Annotated in this window: 18 protein-coding genes; 2 read left to right on the top strand and 16 right to left on the bottom strand. The window is 59.2% G+C overall.

The window, feature by feature from the left end; translation table 11 throughout:
• The 10 genes from ACR0AP_RS18970 to rplJ form a co-directional block, all read right to left on the bottom strand.
• The coding region (locus ACR0AP_RS18970) for a GTP-binding protein (RefSeq protein ID WP_480508593.1) at nt 1-441 on the bottom strand (441 nt) is incomplete at its 3' end.
• 84 nt (nt 442-525) lie between these two features.
• Nucleotides 526-2,643, bottom strand: a complete 2,118-nt coding sequence (gene fusA, locus ACR0AP_RS18965; protein WP_267366330.1) for an elongation factor G — start codon at nt 2,641-2,643, stop codon at nt 526-528.
• A gap of 18 nt (nt 2,644-2,661) precedes the next feature.
• Complete coding sequence (gene rpsG / locus ACR0AP_RS18960) at nt 2,662-3,132, bottom strand: 30S ribosomal protein S7 (protein WP_039529242.1); 471 nt, start codon at nt 3,130-3,132, stop codon at nt 2,662-2,664.
• A gap of 15 nt (nt 3,133-3,147) precedes the next feature.
• A complete protein-coding gene (gene rpsL / locus ACR0AP_RS18955; protein ID WP_005621086.1) occupies nt 3,148-3,519 on the bottom strand; it encodes a 30S ribosomal protein S12 in 372 nt (123 codons plus the stop codon).
• A gap of 435 nt (nt 3,520-3,954) precedes the next feature.
• Nucleotides 3,955-4,824, bottom strand: a complete 870-nt coding sequence (locus ACR0AP_RS18950; protein ID WP_209598266.1) for a DMT family transporter — start codon at nt 4,822-4,824, stop codon at nt 3,955-3,957.
• 138 nt (nt 4,825-4,962) lie between these two features.
• On the bottom strand, nt 4,963-5,742 hold the full coding sequence (locus ACR0AP_RS18945; RefSeq protein ID WP_480508591.1) for a hypothetical protein: 780 nt from the start codon (nt 5,740-5,742) through the stop codon (nt 4,963-4,965).
• A 211-nt stretch (nt 5,743-5,953) separates the two neighbouring features.
• A complete protein-coding gene (rpoC, locus tag ACR0AP_RS18940; RefSeq protein WP_480508589.1) occupies nt 5,954-10,195 on the bottom strand; it encodes a DNA-directed RNA polymerase subunit beta' in 4,242 nt (1,413 codons plus the stop codon).
• A gap of 106 nt (nt 10,196-10,301) precedes the next feature.
• On the bottom strand, nt 10,302-14,438 hold the full coding sequence (gene rpoB / locus ACR0AP_RS18935) for a DNA-directed RNA polymerase subunit beta (RefSeq protein WP_480508587.1): 4,137 nt from the start codon (nt 14,436-14,438) through the stop codon (nt 10,302-10,304).
• A gap of 250 nt (nt 14,439-14,688) precedes the next feature.
• Nucleotides 14,689-15,066, bottom strand: a complete 378-nt coding sequence (gene rplL, locus ACR0AP_RS18930) for a 50S ribosomal protein L7/L12 (RefSeq protein WP_209507787.1) — start codon at nt 15,064-15,066, stop codon at nt 14,689-14,691.
• Between the two features lie 79 nt (nt 15,067-15,145).
• Nucleotides 15,146-15,664, bottom strand: a complete 519-nt coding sequence (rplJ, locus tag ACR0AP_RS18925) for a 50S ribosomal protein L10 (RefSeq protein WP_209507785.1) — start codon at nt 15,662-15,664, stop codon at nt 15,146-15,148.
• 447 nt (nt 15,665-16,111) lie between these two features.
• Here rplJ and ACR0AP_RS18920 point away from each other — a divergent pair, with 447 nt between their 5' ends.
• Complete coding sequence (locus ACR0AP_RS18920) at nt 16,112-16,882, top strand: class II glutamine amidotransferase (protein WP_480508585.1); 771 nt, start codon at nt 16,112-16,114, stop codon at nt 16,880-16,882.
• Nucleotides 16,883-16,939: 57 nt separating this feature from the next.
• Here ACR0AP_RS18920 and rplA read toward each other — a convergent pair whose 3' ends face one another.
• Together rplA and rplK are read right to left on the bottom strand one after the other, a co-directional pair.
• On the bottom strand, nt 16,940-17,638 hold the full coding sequence (gene rplA / locus ACR0AP_RS18915; protein WP_209507781.1) for a 50S ribosomal protein L1: 699 nt from the start codon (nt 17,636-17,638) through the stop codon (nt 16,940-16,942).
• 1 nt (nt 17,639) lies between these two features.
• A complete protein-coding gene (rplK, locus tag ACR0AP_RS18910) occupies nt 17,640-18,089 on the bottom strand; it encodes a 50S ribosomal protein L11 (protein ID WP_010440985.1) in 450 nt (149 codons plus the stop codon).
• Between the two features lie 446 nt (nt 18,090-18,535).
• On the opposite strand from rplK, the gene ACR0AP_RS18905 reads away from it, so the two are divergent.
• Nucleotides 18,536-19,747 (top strand): peptidoglycan-binding domain-containing protein, encoded by a 1,212-nt coding sequence (locus tag ACR0AP_RS18905; protein ID WP_480508583.1) that lies wholly within the window; start codon nt 18,536-18,538, stop codon nt 19,745-19,747.
• Between the two features lie 96 nt (nt 19,748-19,843).
• On the opposite strand, the gene nusG is transcribed toward ACR0AP_RS18905, so the two are convergent.
• The 4 genes from nusG to ACR0AP_RS18885 all read right to left on the bottom strand — a co-directional run bounded on the left by nusG (nt 19,844) and on the right by ACR0AP_RS18885 (nt 23,211).
• Entirely contained in the window at nt 19,844-20,377 is a 534-nt protein-coding gene (gene nusG / locus ACR0AP_RS18900) for a transcription termination/antitermination protein NusG (protein ID WP_209507773.1), read from the bottom strand.
• 195 nt (nt 20,378-20,572) lie between these two features.
• Nucleotides 20,573-20,770: a preprotein translocase subunit SecE gene (secE, locus tag ACR0AP_RS18895; RefSeq protein ID WP_170427365.1), complete on the bottom strand. Its 198-nt coding sequence runs from the start codon at nt 20,768-20,770 to the stop codon at nt 20,573-20,575.
• 99 nt (nt 20,771-20,869) lie between these two features.
• A complete protein-coding gene (gene ccoS / locus ACR0AP_RS18890; RefSeq protein WP_209507770.1) occupies nt 20,870-21,028 on the bottom strand; it encodes a cbb3-type cytochrome oxidase assembly protein CcoS in 159 nt (52 codons plus the stop codon).
• Between the two features lie 5 nt (nt 21,029-21,033).
• A complete protein-coding gene (locus ACR0AP_RS18885; protein ID WP_480508581.1) occupies nt 21,034-23,211 on the bottom strand; it encodes a heavy metal translocating P-type ATPase in 2,178 nt (725 codons plus the stop codon).
• Nucleotides 23,212-23,214 lie beyond the last annotated feature (3 nt).

Below are 23,214 nucleotides of genomic sequence, written 5' to 3'. Positions count from 1 at the left end.
CATTTCCACCAGTTCCAGCAGCTCTTCGTCGTCAACCTGGTCAACTTTGTTCATGAACACGACCATCTTCGGGATGCCAACCTGGCGGCCCAGCAGGATGTGCTCGCGGGTCTGCGGCATCGGGCCGTCTGCAGCGTTCACAACCAGGATCGCGCCGTCCATCTGAGCAGCACCGGTGATCATGTTCTTGACGTAGTCGGCGTGGCCGGGGCAGTCGACATGCGCATAGTGGCGCGCGTCGGTCTCGTATTCCACATGCGCGGTCGAGATGGTGATGCCGCGGGCTTTCTCTTCCGGCGCGCCGTCAATCTGGTCATACGCCTTGAAGTCACCGAAATACTTGGTGATCGCTGCGGTCAGCGTCGTCTTGCCGTGGTCAACATGCCCAATCGTGCCGATGTTGACGTGCGGTTTTGTACGCTCAAACTTTTCCTTTGCCATGATGGCCTCCTTAATTTGCGGGTGCCGGGCTGAAGCCCGGCCTACGGGTGTGCGGTAGGCCGGGCTTCAGCCCGGCCCACTGCTTTATGCGTATTTCGCCTGGATCTCGTCCGAGATGTTCTGCGGAACCGGATCGTAGTGGTCGAACTGCATGGTGAACTGGGCGCGGCCCGACGACATCGAACGCAGGGTGTTGATGTAGCCGAACATGTTCGCCAGCGGAACAAACGCATCGATCGCGATCGCGTTGCCGCGCGGTTCCTGACCAGACACCTGGCCCCGACGCGAGGTCAGGTCGCCGATGATACCGCCGGTATATTCTTCCGGGGTGATCACTTCGACCTTCATGATCGGTTCCAGCAGCTTCGCGCCAGCTTTGCGCATGCCTTCACGCATACACATACGGGCCGCGATTTCGAACGCCAGAACGCTCGAGTCAACGTCGTGGAACTTACCGTCCAGCAGGGCAACCTTGAAGTCGATCACAGGGAAGCCAGCCAGAGGGCCGCTGTCCATGACCGAGTTGATGCCTTTTTCAACACCGGGGATGTATTCCTTCGGAACGGCACCACCAACGATGCGGCTTTCGAACGAGTAACCTTCGCCAGCCTCGGTGGGCTGGATCTCCAGCTTGACTTCGGCGAACTGACCCGAACCACCCGACTGTTTCTTGTGGGTGTAGGTGTGTTCGACCGGCATCGAGATGGTTTCACGATAAGCCACCTGAGGCGCACCGATGTTGGCTTCGACCTTGAACTCGCGCTTGAGACGGTCCACCAGGATGTCCAGGTGAAGTTCGCCCATGCCCTTCATGATGGTCTGACCCGATTCCAGGTCGGTTTCCACGCGGAAGGACGGGTCTTCGGCGGCCAGACGGGCCAGACCCTGAGACATCTTTTCCTGGTCGCCCTTGGTTTTGGGCTCGACCGCGATCTCGATCACCGGATCGGGGAAGGTCATGGTTTCCAGAACCACCGGATCCTTCGCATCGCACAGAGTGTCACCGGTGGTGGTGTCTTTCAGACCCGCCAGCGCGATGATGTCGCCTGCAAACGCTTCTTCGATCTCTTCCCGGTTGTTGGAGTGCATCATCATCATACGACCGATGCGCTCTTTCTTGCCTTTGGTCGAGTTCAGGATCGAGTCGCCCTTGTTCATGGTGCCCGAGTAAACGCGGGTGAAGGTCAGCGAACCAACGAAGGGGTCGTTCATGATTTTGAACGCCAGACCTGAGAAGGCCATGCCGTCATCGGCACGACGTGCGATGTTACGAACTTCTTCCTCGTCGCCGGGTTTGAAGCCCATGTAATCGACAACGTCCAGCGGGCTGGGCAGATAATCGATCACAGCGTTGAGCAGCGGCTGAACGCCTTTGTTCTTGAACGCCGAGCCACCCAGAACCGGCACGAAATGCAGGGCCAGCGTGCCTTTGCGCAGCAGTTTGCGCAGAGTCGGAACGTCGGGCTCTTCGCCTTCCAGATAGGCCATCATCGCGTCGTCGTCTTCTTCGACGGCCGCTTCGATCATCTTGCCGCGCCATTCGTCAGCCATGTCTTTCAGGCTGTCGCGGATCGGAGCTTTGACCCAGCTTGCACCAAGGTCTTCGCCCTGCCACAGCCACTCTTCCATGGTGACCAGATCAACCAGGCCTTCCAGCTCGGTTTCGGCACCGATCGGAATACCAACCGGAACAGCGCGTGCGCCGGTGCGGTCTTCGATCATGCGAACGCAGTTGAAGAAGTCTGCGCCGATCTTGTCCATCTTGTTGACGAAAACCATACGCGGAACCTTGTAGCGGTCAGCCTGACGCCACACGGTTTCGGTCTGGGGTTCAACACCGGCGTTTGCGTCCAGAACGCAGACGGCACCGTCGAGAACCGCCAGCGAGCGTTCGACTTCGATGGTGAAGTCAACGTGGCCGGGGGTGTCGATGATGTTCAGGCGGTGCTTGGGGGTATCGGCGGTCTGACCGTCTTCGGTGCGTTCCCAGAAGGTGGTGGTCGCAGCCGAAGTGATGGTGATGCCGCGTTCCTGCTCCTGCTCCATCCAGTCCATGGTGGCTGCACCATCGTGCACCTCACCGATGTTGTGGGATTTACCAGTGTAATACAGGATACGCTCCGAGCAGGTGGTCTTACCTGCGTCGATGTGCGCCATGATACCGAAGTTACGGTATAGTTCGAGCGGATATTCGCGTGCCATTTGGATAAGCCTCTGGGATTACCAACGGTAGTGGCTGAAGGCTTTGTTCGCCTCGGCCATCTTGTGGGTGTCTTCGCGCTTCTTCACGGCGGTACCGCGGGACTGTACAGCGTCCAGCAGTTCACCGGCGAGGCGTTCTTCCATGGTGTTTTCATTGCGGCCGCGCGCAGCGGTGATCAGCCAGCGGATGGCCAGTGCTTCGCGGCGCTCGGGGCGGACTTCGACCGGAACCTGATAGGTTGCACCACCAACCCGGCGCGAGCGAACCTCGACCGACGGTTTGATGTTGTCGAGTGCTTCGTGGAACACTTCGACGGGCGCGCGCTTGATCTTGTTCTCAACGCGGTCAAAGGCGTTGTAGACGATGCGCTCGGCGACCGACTTCTTGCCGTCGATCATCAGGTTGTTCATGAATTTGGTCAGAACCTTATCGCCAAACTTGGCGTCAGGCAGGACTTCGCGTTTTTCGGCGGCGTGACGACGTGACATATCAGCCTCTCCTTCTTACTTGGGACGCTTCGCGCCGTATTTCGAACGGCGTTGCTTACGGTCTTTGACGCCCTGAGTATCCAGAACACCGCGCAGGATGTGGTAACGCACACCGGGAAGGTCTTTCACACGGCCGCCACGGATCAGAACAACCGAGTGTTCCTGAAGGTTGTGGCTTTCACCGGGGATGTACGAGATGACCTCGAACCCGTTTGTCAGGCGCACCTTGGCAACCTTACGCATAGCCGAGTTCGGTTTCTTCGGTGTGGTGGTGTAAACACGTGTGCAGACGCCGCGTTTCTGCGGGCACTGCTCCAGGTGCATAGACTTCGAGCGTTTTACTTTGGGCTGCCGCGGTTTGCGGATCAGCTGTTGAATAGTTGGCATTCCGGTTTCTTCCCCGTTTTGCAACACACATGACATGCACGCGGGCTGCGTGCGGCTAACTTCGCTGCGCTTATGCGTCCACAAGCGCAAAACCCACGAGCGTTCCCATTCCGAGGTGAACGTCGCGGTTGTTTCTCAGAGGGCGCGAACTGCAAAATTGTCCGGGCCTTGACCAGCTCATTACTGGAATCGGCTATGGGGCGGCCCCCGGCACCGAGATGACGCGCGTAATAGGGGGAGTCGGCCCGAGTGTCAACAGCACGATACCGGTTGCCCGGCAATAGGCTGATCCGGGCCGTGCCGATGTGGGTGCGCGGGCTCAACCGGGTTCATAAAACCGCCCTGCACCAGAAGTGCCAATGCCGAACCAAACCCGCAACCGGAGGCCGGGTTTCGCCTTTGGATAACCAGTGTTCAGAGCCTTGTCACGCAGGTTCACGCCGCTTCCCGGCGTGCGCGTTCCCGGAACAGCGTGAACAGTCCGGCGGCCACGATCAGAGTTGCACCCAGCATGGTCAAACCGTCAGGCCATTCATCGAATACGGCCCAACCCAGCCCCAGGGCCCAGATTAGGCTGGAATAGCGAAACGGCGCGATGAACCCGACATCGCCCTGACGCATGACCATGACGCTGAACAGATAGCCCATCAGGACGAACACGGCCGCCGCCGCAACCAGAGAACCCGCAGCGCCGGAAACCGGAACCCATCCTTCGAACACCGAAGCAATCGCTGCGGCCACGGTGATGGAAAGAGACGTCGCCAACGTCACCACCATTGACGGAACCTGGGGCGACATGCGTCGCGTCACCAGATCGCGAACCGTGATCGAAGCCACTGCTATCAGCGCGTAGATGGAATACAGGCTGAAGCCGTCAGGACCGGGTCTGACGATCAAAACCATGCCACCAAAACCAATGGCAATCGCCAATATGCGCCGCCAGCCGACCTGTTCGGAGAAGACCAGCGCCGCGCCCAGAGTCACGGTCAGAGGCAGCGCCTGTAGAATGGCCGTCACATTGGCAAGCGGCATGTTCTTGAGCGCTGTCAGAAAAAAGAAGGTAGCCGACAGTTCGGCCAGACTGCGCAGCGCAACCAGCCACCGGTCGTGGTTTGAGAAATTGAGGTGCAGCGCCCCCAGATAACGGGCAAGACCGTAGACAAGGAAAACGGCCAGGACGCCCCGCATGGCCACCAGTTGGAACAATGGCAGATCCCGAAGCGCGACCTTGACCAAAGTGTCGTTCAGGGTGAAGGCCGCCATGCTGCCCATCATCAGCAAGGCACCTTTGGTGTTTGGGTTCATGTCAGATTTGGCCCTGCGCAGAGTGATCGGGCCATTGGCCCAATCGGACGGCTGCCTGTCAACGCATCAAATCAGATCAGCGCAAGAATTACGCTCCGACGCGTTGGGAGCGGGTCGAAAACGCCTTCTGAGCCCCTATCAGAGACCAGAGACCCGACCACCTCCGATCCCTTCCACAGCCACCCCGGCGCTGAGCATGTGCGTTGCGATCAACCCGCCGGACATGTCCAGAACGCCAAGCTGGTTGCCGTTCTGAAGCGCAACATAAAGCTCGCGGCGTTTGGAATTGATGCCAAGGCCAAAGCGTTCGATCTGCACCGCTGCGCCGACCGATGGATTGGTCGCCCGGATTGTCCTAAGCACCGTGCCGTTCAAATCCACCTCGGCGATCAGGCGATTGCGGATGAACAGCACATAAAACGTGCCGGTCGTTTCATCAAAGGCCAGCCCGCCAATCGGCCCTTGCGGTTGGCTGAGGGTTATGTTGCGCACAAATTGCCCGTCGCGGGTCAGTTCCGCGATCATCACCCCGTTCGGATGGTCGAGGAACAGATGCCCGTCGCTTCCCCGAACGGCCAACCCGCATTCTTTGATGGGAAACTCGTCAGGTGTGATGCCACCGCATCCGGCCGGAACCCGCTGTGCCGCAAAGGTACGCAGGACACGGCCATTTCGGTCAAGCTCCTGTAGCTGGGTACCGGGAAGATTGCGCAGGAAGATCCGCCGTCGCGGCTCATCATATGCCAGCCCGACGATCGAGCCGGATATCGGGATCAGGCGCGTCGTGCCGTTCGGGATCACGATCTCACGCGATGGCTGGCCCGGTGGCATCCCCACATAGGCATAGTCCGTGCAGGCGGCCATCAGGCCCAGACCGAAAACCGAAAATACGCGCGACAACTTTGTGACAGCTCTCATCATCCACCCCCGTCACCTGTGTGAACTCATGGCGGATGGTAGCACAGTTTAGGCTAAACCAGAAAAACCCTACTGTTATTGCAGGTCTCATACGGCGAGCGCGATATTCCAGTGGTCTGGAACCGCCTTAAGCGTGGTGCGCGTTTCAGCCCTGCAAAAACGAAAGGCCCCGCGAAATCGCGGGGCCTTCCTAAACTTGTCAATCGGGCGATTACTCGCGGCTTTCGGGTGTTTCCACCAGAACGTCCAGCTCATCCCCGACCAGATCATCATCCATGATCGGCGCAGCCAGGGCAGCGGCCGCTTCGGCCTCTTCCCGGCGGGCTTCGATCACCACATTGTCGCGCGACTGGGCGATGTGGCGGACGGCCTGAGTTGCCCCACCGGTACCGGCGGGGATCAGGCGACCAACGATGACGTTCTCTTTCAGGCCGACCAGCTTGTCCTTTTTGCCCTGCACGGACGCTTCGGTCAGTACGCGGGTGGTTTCCTGGAACGACGCCGCCGAGATGAACGAACGCGTCTGCAACGAAGCCTTGGTGATCCCCAGAAGGATCGGCTCGCCCTGTGCCGGACGACCACCGCGGGCGATGGTCTTTTCGTTGGCTGCGTCGAACTCCTGCTTGTCGACATGTTCGCCTTTCAGCAGGGTGGTGTCGCCTGAATCCAGGATCTCCCACTTCTGCAGCATCTGGCGCACGATGACTTCGATGTGCTTGTCGTTGATCTTCACGCCTTGCAGACGATACACGTCCTGCACTTCGTCGATCATGTAGTTCGCCAGCGCCTCGACACCCATGATGGACAGGATGTCATGCGGGGCCGGGTTACCGTCCATGATGTAGTCGCCCTTCTGAACGAAGTCGCCTTCGACAACAGGGATGTGCTTGCCCTTGGGTACCATGTACTCGATGGGTTCCAGCGACTCGTCAGCCGGTTCGATGCTGATGCGGCGCTTGTTCTTGTAGTCGCGGCCAAAGCGCACGTAACCATCGGCTTCTGCGATGATCGCGTGATCTTTCGGACGGCGGGCTTCGAACAGTTCGGCCACACGCGGCAGACCACCGGTGATGTCCTTGGTCTTGGCACCTTCACGCGGAATACGCGCAACAACGTCACCGGCTTCGATCTTCTGGCCATCTTCGACCGACAGGATCGCATCCACCGACATCGGATAGTGAACCGGGTTGCCCGCATCGTTGCGGACCGGTTCGCCATCGTCACCGACCAGAATGATCTCGGGCTTGAGGTCGCTGCCACGGGGGGCGGCGCGCCAGTCGATCACGATCTTCTGGGTCATGCCGGTTGCTTCGTCGGTCTCGTCACGGACGGCAAGGCCCGAAACCAGATCGACGTATTTGGTGGTACCGGCTTTCTCGGCGATGATCGGCAGGGTGTAGGGATCCCATTCGAACAGCTTGTCGCCGCGGGCCACCTTGGTGCCTTCCTTGACGAACAGCTTGGAGCCATAGCCCAGCTTGTGGCTGGCGCGCTCTTCGCCGTGATCGTCCTTGATCACCAGCTTCATGTTCCGGCCCATGACAAGGCTTTCGCCTGCGGCATTGACCAGGATCTGCGGGTTCTCGAAGGATACGACACCAGCCTGGCTGGCTTCCTGGAACGACTGCTGACCACCTTGCGCAACACCACCGATGTGGAAGGTCCGCATCGTCAGCTGTGTACCGGGTTCACCGATGGACTGGGCGGCGATGATGCCGACAGCCTCACCCGTGTTCACCATGGTTCCGCGAGCAAGGTCACGACCGTAGCAGGTGGCACAGACGCCTTCCTCGGACTCGCAGGTCAGAGGCGAGCGGATGCGGGTCGACTGAACGCCCGCTTCGTCGATGGTGTCTGCCATACGTTCGTCGATCAGCTGACCAGCCGCAACAAGCACCTCATCCGTACCCGGACGCAGGATATCGTCAGCCGCCACACGGCCCAGGATACGCTCGGCCAGCGAGGCGACAACCTCACCATCGTTGACCGCAGCTTCGGCAGTGATTGCGCGCTCGGTGCCACAATCGATCTCACGAACGATGCAGTCCTGCGCCACGTCCACCAGACGACGGGTCAGGTAACCCGAGTTCGCCGTCTTCAGAGCGGTATCCGACAGACCCTTACGGGCACCGTGGGTCGAGTTGAAGTATTCAAGAACGGTCAGACCTTCCTTGAAGTTCGAGATGATCGGCGTCTCGATGATGTCACCGTTCGGCTTGGCCATCAGGCCGCGCATACCGCCCAGCTGTTTCATCTGAGTGACCGAGCCCCGCGCACCGGAGTGGGCCATCATGTAGACCGAGTTCGGTTCCATGTCAGACCCGTCTTCGGCCTTGGCGACGTTCGAGATGGTGCTCATCATCGCCTCGGTCACACGGTCGTTACACTTCGACCAGGCATCGACAACCTTGTTGTACTTTTCGCCCTGAGTGATCAGGCCGTCCATGTACTGCTGTTCAAAGTCTTTCACCTGGTCGCGAGTGTCATCGACGATGCCCCACTTGTCGTTCGGGATGACCATGTCGTCCTTGCCGAACGAGATACCGGCCCTGAAGGCCTCCTTGAAGCCCATCGACATGATCTGGTCACAGAAAATAACCGACTCTTTCTGACCGCAGTAGCGGTAGACAGTGTCGATCACCTGCTGCACTTCTTTCTTCCGCAGCAGGCGGTTGACCAGATCGAACGGCGCCTTGTTGTTCATCGGCAGCAACGCACCCAGACGCAGACGGCCCGGAGTGGTCTCATAGCGCTTCTGAACTTCGTTGCCTTCCTCGTCGATCTGCGTGATCCGCGCGGTGATTTTCGAGTGCAGATGCACCTCACCCGCGTCCAGCGCGTGCTGAACTTCTTCGATCGAGCCAAAGACCTTGCCTTCGCCCGGCATGCCTTCACGTTCCAGGGTCACGTAGTAGAGACCCAAGATCATATCCTGCGACGGAACAATGATCGGCGCGCCGTTTGCAGGCGACAGAACGTTGTTTGTCGACATCATCAGAACACGGGCTTCCAGCTGTGCCTCAAGGCTCAGCGGCACGTGAACGGCCATCTGGTCACCGTCAAAGTCGGCGTTGAAGGCCGAGCAGACCAGCGGGTGCAGCTGGATCGCCTTGCCTTCGATCAGGACCGGTTCGAATGCCTGAATGCCAAGACGGTGCAGCGTCGGCGCACGGTTCAGCATGACAGGGTGTTCGCGGATCACCTCGTCGAGGATATCCCACACTTCGGGACGTTCTTTCTCGACCAGTTTCTTCGCCTGTTTCACGGTCGAAGACAGACCTTTGGCTTCAAGGCGCGAGTAGATGAACGGCTTGAACAGCTCCAACGCCATCTTCTTGGGCAGACCACACTGGTGCAGCTTGAGTTCCGGACCGGTCACAATGACCGAGCGACCCGAGAAGTCGACGCGTTTCCCCAGAAGGTTCTGACGGAAACGACCCTGCTTGCCTTTCAGCATGTCCGACAGCGATTTCAGCGGACGCTTGTTGGCGCCGGTGATCACGCGGCCACGGCGGCCGTTGTCGAACAGAGCATCCACGGATTCCTGCAGCATCCGCTTTTCGTTGCGGACGATGATGTCAGGCGCGCGCAGTTCGATCAGACGCTTCAGACGGTTGTTCCGGTTGATGACGCGGCGATACAGATCGTTCAGATCCGAGGTCGCGAAACGGCCACCATCCAGCGGAACCAGCGGACGCAGTTCCGGCGGAATGACCGGGATCACGGTCATCACCATCCACTCGGGGCGGTTACCCGACTCGAGGAAGGATTCGACAACCTTCAGACGCTTGATGATTTTCTTGGGCTTAAGTTCGCCAGTGGCTTCGGCCAGATCAGCGCGCAGCTGCTCGGCTTCGGCTTCCAGATCGATCTGGGCCAGCATCTCACGGATGGCTTCAGCACCGATATTGGCGGTGAACGCGTCCATGCCATAGGCATCCTGCGCGTCCATGTACTCTTCTTCGGTCAGCATCTGGCCGTAGGTCAGGTCTGTCAGACCGGGCTCGATGACGACATAGTTTTCAAAGTACAGAACGCGTTCCAGATCGCGCAGCGTCATGTCCAGCATCAGACCGATGCGGGACGGCAGCGATTTCAGGAACCAGATATGTGCGACGGGCGCTGCCAGTTCGATATGGCCCATACGCTCGCGGCGGACTTTCTGCAGGGTGACTTCCACACCGCATTTCTCGCAGACAACGCCGCGATACTTCATCCGCTTATATTTGCCGCACAGACACTCGTAATCTTTGATCGGGCCAAAGATACGCGCGCAGAACAGACCGTCACGCTCAGGCTTGAACGTCCGGTAGTTGATGGTTTCGGGTTTCTTGATCTCGCCATAGGACCAAGACAGAATCCGCTCAGGGCTCGCCAGCGAGACCTTGATCTCATCGAATACCTTCGGGGGCGTCAGCGGGTTGAACGGGTTGTTGGTGATTTCCTGGTTCATCTCTTTACCTCAGAGTTAGAGGGTGCGGGGTTCACGCAGTGCCGGGCTGAAGCCCGGCCTACGCCGGATCAGATGGTAGGCCGGGCTTCAGCCCGGCATCCCTTCGTCACTCATCGACCTCCGCATCCAGGAGTTCCATATTCAGGCCGAGGCCGCGGACTTCTTTCACCAGAACGTTGAACGATTCCGGTACGCCCGCTTCAAAGTTATCCTCGCCCTTGACGATCGACTCATAGACCTTGGTCCGGCCGGCGACGTCATCCGATTTCACGGTGAGCATCTCCTGCAGGGTGTAGGCGGCGCCGTAAGCTTCCAGAGCCCAGACTTCCATCTCACCAAAGCGCTGACCACCGAACTGCGCCTTACCACCCAGCGGCTGCTGGGTGACCAGGCTGTACGGCCCGGTCGAACGCGCGTGGATCTTGTCGTCCACCAGGTGGTGCAGTTTCAGCAGGTACTTGATGCCCACGGTCACCGGACGTGCAAATTGCTCACCCGTACGACCGTCGAACAGAACCGACTGACCGCTTTCCGAGAAGCCCGCACGCACCAGCGCGTCGTTGACGTCAGCCTCTTTGGCACCGTCAAAGACCGGGGTTGCGATCGGAACACCGCGGGTCACGTTGCCCGCTGCCTCAATCAGCGTTTCCTCGTCCATGCCAGTGATGCCTTCTTCGTAGACATCTTCGCCATAGGCCAGCTTCATCGCCTCGCGCACCGGGGTCAGGTCGCCGGAACGGCGGTATTCACCCAGTGCCTCATCGATGTTCAGACCCAGACCGCGCGCGGCCCAACCCATGTGGGTTTCAAGGATCTGACCGACGTTCATACGCGAAGGCACACCCAGCGGGTTCAGACAGAAGTCGACCGGGGTCCCATCGGCCAGGAACGGCATGTCTTCCATCGGAACAACCTTGGAGATCACACCTTTGTTCCCGTGACGACCGGCCATCTTGTCGCCCGGCTGCAACTTGCGCTTCACGGCGATGAAGACTTTGACCATCTTCATCACACCCGGCGGCAGGTCGTCGCCACGGCGGACTTTCTCGACCTTATCCTCGAAACGGGCATCCAGAGCGCGCTTTTGCACTTCGTATTGCTCGTTCAGGGCCTCGACGATCTGTGCGTCCTGCTCACCTTCCAGCGCCAGCTGCCACCACTGACCACGGGTCAGGGTGTCCAGCAGATCCTCGGTGATCACCGACCCTGCCTTGACACCTTTCGGGCCTTTGACAGCGGTTTTACCCAGGATCAGACCTTGCAGACGCGCATAGATGTTGCGGTCAAGGATCGCCAGCTCGTCGTCCCGGTCACGGGCCAGACGTTCGACTTCCTCACGCTCGATCTGCAGCGCACGCTCGTCTTTCTCGACGCCGTGACGGTTGAAGACGCGGACCTCGACGACAGTACCGTAGTCGCCCGGCTTCACGCGCAACGAGGTGTCGCGCACGTCAGATGCTTTTTCACCAAAGATGGCGCGCAGCAGCTTTTCTTCCGGGGTCATCGGGCTTTCGCCCTTCGGAGTGATCTTGCCGACCAGAATATCGCCCGGCTCCACATCCGCGCCGATGTAAACGATGCCCGCCTCGTCGAGGTTGCGCAGCGCTTCTTCACCGACGTTCGGGATGTCGCGGGTGATCTCTTCCGGGCCCAGCTTGGTGTCACGGGCGGCGACTTCGAATTCCTCGATATGGACCGAGGTAAAGACGTCATCACGCGCGATACGTTCCGAGATCAGGATCGAGTCTTCGTAGTTGTAACCGTTCCACGGCATGAACGCGACGACCACGTTCTTACCCAAGGCCAGTTCACCCATATCGGTCGACGGACCGTCGGCAATGACCTCGCCCTTCTGGACGGTGTCACCCACCTTGATCAGCGGACGCTGGTTGATGCAGGTGTTCTGGTTCGAGCGCTGGAACTTACGCAGACGATAGATGTCAACGCCAGCGTCACCCAGTTCCAGATCCTCGGTGGCACGGATAACGATACGCTGGGCATCGACCTGGTCGATGATGCCGGCGCGTTTCGCCTGAATCGCAGCGCCTGAGTCGATTGCGACCTTCTCCTCGATCCCGGTACCGACCAGCGGTGCCTCGGCCCGCAGCAGCGGAACCGCCTGACGTTGCATGTTCGAGCCCATCAGAGCGCGGTTGGCGTCGTCATTTTCAAGGAACGGAATCAGCGAAGCCGCGACCGAAACCAGCTGTTTCGGCGACACGTCGATCAGGTCCACATTCTCGCGCGGGGCAAGGGTGTAGTCGCCTGCCTGACGGGTCGAAACCAGATCGTTGATGAACTTGCCGTTCTTGTCCAGCGTCGCGTTCGCCTGCGCCACGGTGTGACGCATTTCCTCGGTCGCGGACATGTAGTGAACCTCATCGGTCACCTCGGCGTCCTTGACGACGCGGTAAGGTGTTTCGATGAAGCCATACTTGTTCACGCGGGCGAAGGTGGCCAGCGAGTTGATCAGACCGATGTTCGGGCCTTCCGGCGTTTCAATCGGGCACATCCGGCCATAGTGGGTCGGGTGCACGTCGCGCACTTCAAAGCCCGCACGCTCACGCGTCAGACCACCGGGGCCAAGCGCCGAAAGACGGCGTTTGTGGGTGACTTCCGACAGCGGGTTGGTCTGGTCCATGAACTGCGACAGCTGCGACGAGCCGAAGAATTCACGCACAGCAGCAGCAGCCGGTTTCGCGTTGATCAGGTCCTGCGGCATGACGGTGTCGATCTCGACCGACGACATACGCTCTTTGATCGCGCGCTCCATGCGCAGCAGACCGACGCGGTACTGGTTTTCCATCAGTTCACCGACCGAACGCACACGACGGTTGCCGAGGTGGTCGATATCGTCCACGTCGCCTTTGCCGTCGCGCAGTTCGACCAGAGCCTTGACGCAGGCCACGATGTCTTCGCGGCGCAGGGTGCGCAGGGTATCCGGTGCGTCCAGAGCCAGGCGCATGTTCATCTTCACGCGGCCAACAGCGGACAGGTCATACCGCTCGCTGTCGAAGAACAGGGTGTCGAACAGGGCCGACGCCGCTTCGACGGTGGGCGGCTCACCTGGACGCATGACGCGGTAGATATCCATGAGCGCGCTTTCGCGGTTCATGTTCTTGTCCTGCGCCATGGTGTTGCGCATGTAGGGTCCGACATTGACGTTATCGATGTCGAGAACCGGAATATCGGTGATGCCCGCGTCGATCAGTTCCTTCGCGGTACCGCCGATCAGGTCGCCATCCTTGTCATATTCCAGCGTCAGTTCGTCACCGGCTTCGACATAGATCGCGCCGTTTTCTTCGTTGATGATGTCCTTGGCGACAAACTTGCCAACGATGTGATCGAACGGAACCAGCAGTTCTGTGACGGTGCCCTCGTCGATCAGCTTCTTGACCGCGCGCGGGGTGACTTTTTTGCCTGCCTCGGCAATCACCTCACCTGATTTCGCGTCGATCAGGTCATAGGTCGGACGGGTGCCGCGAACACGCTCGGGGAAGAACGGCGTGACCCAGCCCTTCTTCTTGTCCAGCTTGTAGGACACGGTTTTGTAATACGCGTCCATGATCGCTTCCTGATCCAGACCCAGCGCATAAAGCAGGGTTGTCACAGGCAGTTTGCGGCGGCGGTCGATACGGGCGAACACGATATCCTTGGCATCAAACTCGAAGTCCAGCCAGCTGCCGCGATACGGGATGATGCGGCAGGCAAACAGCAGCTTGCCCGAGGAATGGGTTTTACCCTTGTCGTGGTCAAAGAACACACCGGGCGAGCGGTGCATCTGGGAGACGATCACACGCTCGGTGCCGTTGACGACAAAGGTGCCGTTCGGGGTCATCAGGGGCATATCGCCCATGAAGACATCCTGTTCCTTGATGTCTTTTACCGATTTCGCGCCGGTGTCCTCATCAACATCGAACACGATCAGGCGCAGGGTAACCTTCAGCGGTGCGCTGTAGGTCATGTCGCGCTGCATGCACTCTTCGACGTCGTATTTGGGTTTTTCCAGATCGTATTTCACGAACTCCAGAACGGAGGTTTCGTTGAAATCCTTGATCGGGAAAACCGACTGGAACACGCCTTTGATGCCTTCGCCGTCTGTGGGCTGTTCTGCATCGCCGGAGCGCAGGAAAAGATCATAAGAAGATTTCTGTACCTCAATGAGGTTCGGCATCTCCAGCACTTCGCGGATTTTGCCGTAATATTTACGAAGACGTTTCTGGCCAAGGAACGTTTGAGCCATGTCAGATGTCACCTTTCGATGTTCTCAGCGGGCAAAGACACCGTCGGGCCCCGGCATCTTGCACAATCGAGACAACACGTCCGGATCAATTCGTGGCCACCGTCCCGAAGGCGGCCTCCCGATCCGAAAACCGTGTCTTAGAAAACGCCCCATTCTGTGAGGCCCTTTCTAAGACAGGTTCGGCTGGACCCGGATTTCTCCGGATCCAGCCAAAATTTTCGGCGCATCAGCGATGCGCCTGAGACCAGGCTTAGGCCAGCTCGACTTCGGCGCCAGCTGCTTCCAGCTTGGCTTTGACGTCTTCGGCTTCGTCTTTCGACACGCCTTCTTTGATCTTGCCGCCAGCTTCGACCAGTTCCTTGGCTTCTTTCAGGCCCAGACCGGTGATGCCGCGAACTTCTTTGATCACGTTGATTTTCGAAGCGCCGGCGTTCTTCAGAACGACGTCGAATTCGGTTTTTTCTTCCTCAGCTGCGCCACCGGCGTCGCCACCAGCTGCTGCGACCATTACGGCGCCGCCAGCTGCGGGCTCGATGCCGTATTCGTCTTTGAGGATGGTTTTCAGTTCTTGTGCTTCCAGCAGGGTCAGACCCACGATGCTTTCTGCGAGTGCTTTCAGATCAGCCATTTTATCAGCTCTTTCCGTTTACAATGTGTGTTCCAACGTCAGGGTAGGTACCCTACGCAGATCATTCAGTGCCAACCGCTTACGCAGCTTCCGCCTTCTCTTCGATGGTGGAAAGGATGCTTGCGATATTGCTTGCAGGTGCGCCAATCGCGCCGGCGATGTTCGAAGCAGGTGCGCCAATGCAGCCCACGATCGAAGCAATAAGCTCCTCGCGAGACGGCATTTTCGAAACGGCTTCAACGCCTTTGCGGTCCAGAGCGTTCTCGCCCATAGCACCGCCGAGGATTTCAAATTTCTTGTTATCCTTGGCGAAGTCCTCGGCCACCTTGGCTGCTGCCACGGGGTCCTCGGAATAGGTCAGAACGGTCATCCCTGTCAGCAGGTCGGCCATGCTTGCACACGGCTTACCCTCGAGGGCGATTTTGGCGAGCCTGTTCTTGGCAACACGCACGGAGCCACCCGCGTCACGGGCACGTGCGCGAAGGTCCTGCATCTCGGCAACTGTCAGACCGGCGTAGTGAGCAACCACTACGACGCCAGAGCTTTCGAAGATTTGGCCGAGTTCCTCGACCACTTTCTCTTTCTGGGCTCTATCCACAGTTCTCTCCAAGTTAGGGGTGAGTTCTCACCCCGGCTCATATTTGCCGCGGCTTGCGCCCCGGCGTTCAGGTCCGTTGTTACGGGATTGGCCAAAATTCGCCCGAGGGTGGGACCCTCAGAATTCTTTGGTCTTACCCGTCTCAGGCAGGGAATTAAGGGGCCAGATGGCACCACCCACCGTCTTGGACGAAACAAAATAAAGCGCACGACGAATCGCACGCTTTATTCCGCAGGTCTACTTAGGACAGATGGCCGGGGTTTCCAAGAGGTAAATTGGGATAAATCAGACGCAACAAGGGATGACCAGAACCACAAGATAAAGTGCGGTGACGAGCAATTGATTTGGTCGAACTTCAGGGCTGACGGCAAAATAGTTCGTGACATTGTTCCAAGTTCAAGACTATAACCCGACAATTTTTCTCAGAAACAAGAAGAATCAGGACAAATGTGCAGAATTGCCGCCTATTGCGGACCAAGTATCCCGCTTGAAAACATCGTCATCCGGCCACAGCATTCCTTGCTGGAGCAAAGCCAGCACGCCGCCGAGGCAAAACTTGCCGTCAATGGCGATGGCTTCGGTATGGCCTGGTACGCGGATCAGGATCGCCCTGGCCTGTACAGGGATGTCCTGCCCGCGTGGTCGGATGGCAATTTGGTCGATCTTTGCAGGATGATAAAATCCTCGCTGTTTCTGGCCCATGTCCGCGCGTCGACGTTCGGGGAAGTGTCGCGCGCGAACTGCCACCCTTTTACATTTGGCAAATGGTCCTTCATGCACAATGGTCAGATCGGAGAGTTCGGGCGTTTGCGCAGACAGCTTGAATCCTCTCTGCCGGACGAACTTTATGCGGCGCGGCGCGGGTCGACGGATTCTGAGCTTCTGTTTCTGCTGCTGCTGGCCAACGGGCTGGATGATGCGCCGCAGGACGCTGTTGTCGCAACTTTGCGTCAGATCGATGCGCTTGGAGGTCATCGGACGCAACCGGATCGCATGGCCGTCGCCTTTTCGGATGGGCAGAGCCTGTATGCGTTTCGGTATTCCAGCGATCAGCGCAGCCCGTCCCTGTATTTCGGGGAAGGTCTGGACCACGGCGGCAAGGTCATTGCGTCCGAGCCGCTGGACAAGGGCACAGGAAAATGGACGCCCATTGAAGACCGGAGCTTTTTCACCCTGACCGGCGATACAGCCAGTCATACAGCGTTGCAGTTCAGCTAATAGAAAACGGGCGGCCCCAAGGGACCGCCCGCAACATTGCTTTGACGAAGATCCGGCTTATTCGCCCGAAGCTTCTGCCACATCAACAGTCACGCCGGGGCCCATGGTCGAGCTCAGCGCGATTTTCTTCATGTAGGTGCCTTTGGCACCCGACGGCTTGGCCCGGGCAACAGCCGAGACGAAGGCGCGAATGTTTTCGACCAGCTTGGCTTCGTCAAACGACGCTTTGCCAACACCGGCATGCACAACGCCGCCTTTTTCCGCCTTGAACTGAACTTCACCGCCTTTGGCTGCTTCCACGGCTGCTTTCACGTCCATGGTCACGGTGCCAACCTTGGGGTTCGGCATCAGGTTGCGGGGGCCCAGAACCTTACCCAGACGACCGACGATCGGCATCATGTCCGGGGTTGCAATGCAGCGATCAAATTCGATGGTACCGCCCTGAATGGTTTCCATCAGGTCTTCTGCGCCAACGATATCCGCGCCTGCTTCTTTCGCTTCATCAGCCTTCGCGCCACGTGCGAAGACAGCAACGCGCATGTCTTTGCCTGTGCCGTTCGGCAGTCCGACAACGCCGCGCACCATCTGGTCTGCGTGACGGGTGTCAACGCCCAGGTTCATCGCGATTTCGATGGTCTCGTCGAATTTCGACGTTGCATTGGCTTTGACCAGGGCAACAGCTTCGTCCACCGACAGGTTTTCCTTGCCAGCGACGGCTTCGCGCGCAGCGCGGGTACGTTTACCGAGTTTTGCCATCTTACTTCACCTCGATGCCCATGGAGCGGGCCGAGCCCAGGATGATCTGCATTGCGCCTTCGACGTCGTTGGCGTTCAGATCTTTCATTTTGGCTTCGGCGATTTCACGAACCTGCTTGGAGGTCACGGTTGCCACGGTCTCGCGACCTGGGTTTTCCGCGCCGCGGGGGCGGTTACGCTTACCGACCGGCTTAAGACCAGCAGCTTTTTTCAGGTAGTAAGACGCGGGCGGCGTCTTGATGTCCATGGTGAAGGACTTGTCCTGATAGTAGGTGATCACGGTTGGGCACGGCGCGCCGGGCTCCATATCTGCGGTCTTGGCGTTGAACGCCTTGCAGAATTCCATGATGTTGATGCCGCGCTGACCCAGCGCCGGACCAACTGGCGGCGACGGGTTCGCCTGACCTGCAGGAACCTGCAGTTTCATTGTACCAGCAAGCTTCTTGGCCATCTGGTTTTCCTTTCAACTAGGGTGAAACGCGTCTCACCCGGATTTTGTTGCGTGGTCCGGCCCGGGATCGCGACCCCGGTAACCTCCCACGAGAGAATCTCGCCCGAAGACGATAGAGGCGGCGTTTACAGGGGATCATGGGGGTTGGCAAGTGGCCTGCCTTTCAATTCGGGATCACCGAATCGAGTTTAAAGTCGATGACCACATCATTGAAACCCGTGGGCAAGAAACTGCCACCCTTTCCGGCCAACCCAAGGAGTTACAAGTCGGCATGAACCCCAAGGTATCACTGGATGTTAAAGGCTTAAATCGCTTGAGCAATATCGGTGAATCCGTCGCCCGGCGGTAATCTCCTCAGGGCGTCGATCTTTGAAGTAGCATAAATGACCGAGCCATGCCGTAGCTATGCTATACTTGGGCAGAACAAATTTGTTCGGAGGTTCGTCATGATTATTCGTTTATTCACTATGCTAATCGCTGCGCTGTCTTTCGCGGCCGCCGTTCCCCAGACCGCGCGGGCCGATGCGGGCGACTTTATCGGCGGTGCTGTCGTTGGCGGGGTCGTCGGATACGCGATCGGCAAAGACCAGCAAAAGAAAAAGTCCCGGTCTTCGAGCCAGACCTACCGGTCGGGCATTCCATCGACCTCGCAAGGGGCGCAAACGCAGACCGCGCTCAACTATTTCGGCTATAACGCCGGGCGTGTCGATGGGCAGGTCGGGCATGGAACCCGGTCGGCGATCGAACGCTACCAGGTGTCCATGGGCTATCCTGTGAATGGCTATGACTTCCAGCCCTATCAGTATGACTTTCTGATGCAGGCCTATTACTGGGCGACAAGCGGTGGGCAGGCGGCAACCCAGCTTTCGGGTCAACCGCTCTTGATGGCCTATCGCCAACAGGTGCAAACCGGCTCTGCCTTGGCGGCGGCACCTCAGACCCAGGCACCGGCCATCCCGGTTATCACGCCTCAACAGGCCGAACCGGCAACGAGCGCCACTGAAACCACGACAGCCAGCCTGCCGAGCCTGTTTTCCGGCGGAACCGGAGGCCCGTCGCTGGCCAATCGGTGCAGCGGGGTCATGCTGCAAACGTCGACCAATGGCGGCTATACGACCCTGTCTAACATGTCCGATCCTGACTTTGCGCTCAGCGAGCAGTTCTGCCTTGCCCGCAGCTATGCGATGGCACAGGGCGAAGAGCTGATGCAGGGCATTCAGGGTCTTACACCCGATCAGGTCGCAGACCAGTGCGCCGCCTTTGGCGACATGTTGGCACCGCAAGTTGACGCGCTGTCTATCAACTCGAAATCAGAGGCTGAAACCCAGGTGCGCAAGCTTGCCTTGGATTCGGGTCTTAGCCCTGCTGATCTTGCCGCAACCAGCAAGGTCTGCCTTGCGATGGGATATCGTCAGGACAACATGGATACCGCAGTTGGGTCTGCGCTGATGCTGGTTGCCATGGGTGAACCCGCATACGGAGAACTGGTCGGTCACCATCTGCGCGAAGGCTTTGGTATTCAGGCGCGCCGCGATCTTGCGATGCAATGGTATGATGCAAGCCTTTCGGCGCTGGATGCCGGGTCGCAGGCGGTCTTCCTGCCGTCCCAGACCGACCGCCCGCAGCTTTTGCGCGCAGCCATGGTTCAGTCGCAGTAAGCCCATCTGAAAACTGTATAGGCCCGTGCAGGGCTGAAACTGAAAACGCCGCTATGCTTTCACATCGCGGCGTTTCGAATTTCTTTGGAAGCGCGCTTAGCTTTGCTTCGTGACCTGAGTAAAGTCCAGCTCAACTGGCGTTTCGCGGCCGAAGATCGAGACCGATACTTTCAGCTTCTGCGCCTCGTCGTCCACGCCTTCGACCATGCCGTCGAAATCCTCGAACGGGCCGTCGTTGACCTTGACCTTCTCGCCGATCTCGAAGGTGATCATCAGCTTGGGCGCTTCTTCGCCTTCCTGAACGCGGTTGAGGATCTGGTTCACCTCGGCGTCGCGCATCGGCATCGGGCGGCCCTGCGGACCCAGAAAGCCGGTGACGCGGTTGATCGAGTTGATCAGGTGATAGCCCTGATCCGACATTTCCATATGCACCAGCACGTAACCCGGCATAAAGCGGCGTTCGGTGGTGACCTTCTTGCCCCGGCGCACTTCGATCACCTCTTCGGTGGGAACCAGAACTTCGTCGATATCGTTCTCAAGGCCCTGTTCAGCCACCGACGTGCGGATCTGCTCTGCGATCTTCTTTTCGAAATTCGAAAGAACGCTGACCGAGTACCACCGTTTCGCCATGAACCTGTCGTCCTTGTTTGTCTTCGGGGCATCACATATTGCGGACACACCCGTCATTTAAATCCTGTCACGTCATCCGGAATAAAAAGCGGCGCGTGACCCGAATCGCCACACGCCCATTCCGAATATGCGTCACCTACTCTGACATCGCGCGAGGTGCAAGGGGCAGTCGTATTTGCCGCCGCCTGAACCGGCTTAGCCGAAAGCGCCCAGAATCAGCTGAAGGCCGCCCCGGATACCCAGATCGACCAAAGCAAAAAACACAGCTGTCAGCGCCGCCATGATGAAGACCATGACCGTGGTCAACAGCACTTCGCGCCGGGTCGGCCAGACGACCTTGGAAACTTCGGCACGGACTTGCTGAATGAACTGGATCGGGTTGGTGGTGGCCATTTGGCGTGTTCTCTCTGCTTGCGGATGGGCCGGACATAGCCGGGCATTGCGGCAATTTCAAGGGCGCTTGGATGAACTCTGTGCGTATCGGGCGATTGGTCAGGGTTTGGGTTTGTCGTCCCACTCGTCACTCAGGATGCGGCGCGCGTCGCCATCGGGGTCTTCGTACTGATTGGAACGAACGGTATAGATAAAGGCGACCAGACCAACGCCCCCCAGAAACAGGGAAATCGGGATCAGATAGGCAAGCACTTCCATCAGGGTTACCTCAGCCGCAATGCGTTCAGCGATACGGTAATCGACGAGGTCGACATCGCCAAGGCCGCGATCAGCGGTGTCGCCAGTCCGATCACGGCCAGCGGAACGGCAATCACGTTGTAAACGGTTGCGATCTGAAAGTTCTCGCGGATGCGACGGGTGGCCTTGATGGCCGTATCGCAGGCATCCGCGATGGGCAGAAGGTCATTGCCCAGAAGAACGATGTCCGAGGCAACCCGCGCCGCATCCAGCGCCGAGGCCGGAGAGATCGACACATGTGCCGCCGCCAAAGCAGCCGTATCGTTCAGGCCGTCCCCCACCATCAGAACTTTGCGGCCCTGGCCCCTGAGGTCCTGAATGCGCTGTGCTTTGTCCTGCGGCAAAGCCTCGGCGACCCAATCCGTTATTCCCAGCTTCTCGGCCAATGATTGCACGGCACCCATCGAATCCCCTGAGATCAGCAGCACGTGCTTGCCTGACGCGCGCAACGCTTCCACTGCCTCGTCCGCGCCCGGACGCAGCGCGTCCGAGAAACGGAATGCTAGGGGCGCATCGTCGCCAATTGCAAGCCAGGCGGACGTTTCCGCGCCCTGCTGTGCGCCAACCCATGCGGCCCGGCCCAAACGAACAGGTTGACCGCGGTATTCCCCTTCGGTGCCGTATCCCGGCACTTCGGTTATGTCCCGAACATTTGCAGGTTTGATCCCGGCCTGTCGCGCGGCTTTGGCCAATGATACCGACAAGGGATGCGCAGAGGCCTCGGCCAGGGCCAGCGCAACCTCGACCTGTGCGCGGGTGTGATCGCCAAGATTGACCAGTTCCGGCGCACCCGAGGTCAGCGTGCCCGTCTTGTCGAACACCACGGTGTCGGTCTCGGACAACCGTTCGAGCGCGGTTGCGTGCTTGATCAGCATACCCTTGCGGAACAACCGGCCCGAGGCAGCGGTGGTCACTGCCGGAACAGCCAGACCCAAGGCGCAGGGACAGGTGATGATCAGAACCGCCGCGGCAATGTTCAGAGCGGTGCGCAAATCGCCCGAATAGATGTACCACCCCACAAAGCTGAGCGCCGAAAGGATGTGGACACCGGGCGCATAAAGCTTGGCGGCCTTGTCGGCCAGCGAGGTATAGCGGGACCGCCCCGATTCTGCGATGGCCACCAGATCCGCCATCCGGTGCAGCGACGTATCCTGACCCACTGCTGTGGCGCGCAGGGTCAGCGGACCTGTCAGGTTGACCTCGCCCGCGCTGACCAGCTGGCCGGCTTCGGCAAATACCGGCAGGGTTTCCCCCGTCAACAGCGAGCGGTCCAGTTCGGACTGACCAGACACGATCTGACCGTCCACCGGCATTCGGCCACCGGGGCGCACAAGGATCAGATCACCGACCTTCAGATCGGCCACCGCAACTTCGGCCTCCACCCCGTCCACGATGCGGATCGCGCGCGGCACTTCCAGAGCGGTAAGCTCTTCTGCGGCGGATCGGGCTGCGGCGCGGGTGCGGTAGTCCAGATACCGGCCCGCCAGCAGGAAGAATGTCAGGGTCAGCGCGGCATCGAAATAGGCGTGCTCTCCGCTCAGCGCGGTCTCCCACAGGGATGTGACCAGCGCCAGCAGGATCGCCAGCGTGATCGGCACATCCATGTTCAGCCGCCACACCCGCAGGGCGCTCCAAGCGTTGGCAAAGAACGGTTGAGCCGAGAAGGCAATGGCAGGCAGCGCGATTGCAGCGGAAATCCAGTGGAACATGTCGCGCGTCGCGTCTGTTGCACCGGACCAAACCGACACCGACAACAGCATCACGTTCATGGATGCAAACCCGGCGACGGCCAGTCGCATCAGCAGGTCACGTCCCGCCTTGTCCGCCTGTGTTGCCGACAAAGCGCCGGGGTCAAGCTCGTGCGCTTCGAAACCTGCCCGTTCAAGCACCGGGATCAGATCGGCCGCGCGGGTATCCGGCGCGGCTTTGATCATCGCCCGTTTCAAAGTCAGGTTGACGCGCGCGTCTTCGACACCGGGATGGGCGTTCAGTTCACGTTCGACCGTCGCGATACAGGCCGAGCAGTGGATGCCCGGCAGCGACAAGGCGATCTGCACATCGTCCGGAATCGGGCGCGCGGGCTCTGCCGGGGTTGCCAGACACCCCGGACAGGCCGCCGTACCGGATGAAAGCTGCGCCGTCATCGG

The organism is Ruegeria sp. AF7 (genome assembly GCF_056541885.1).
The sequence above is the reverse complement of the archived record's forward strand: the minus strand, read 5'-3'. Positions and strand labels throughout refer to the sequence as shown.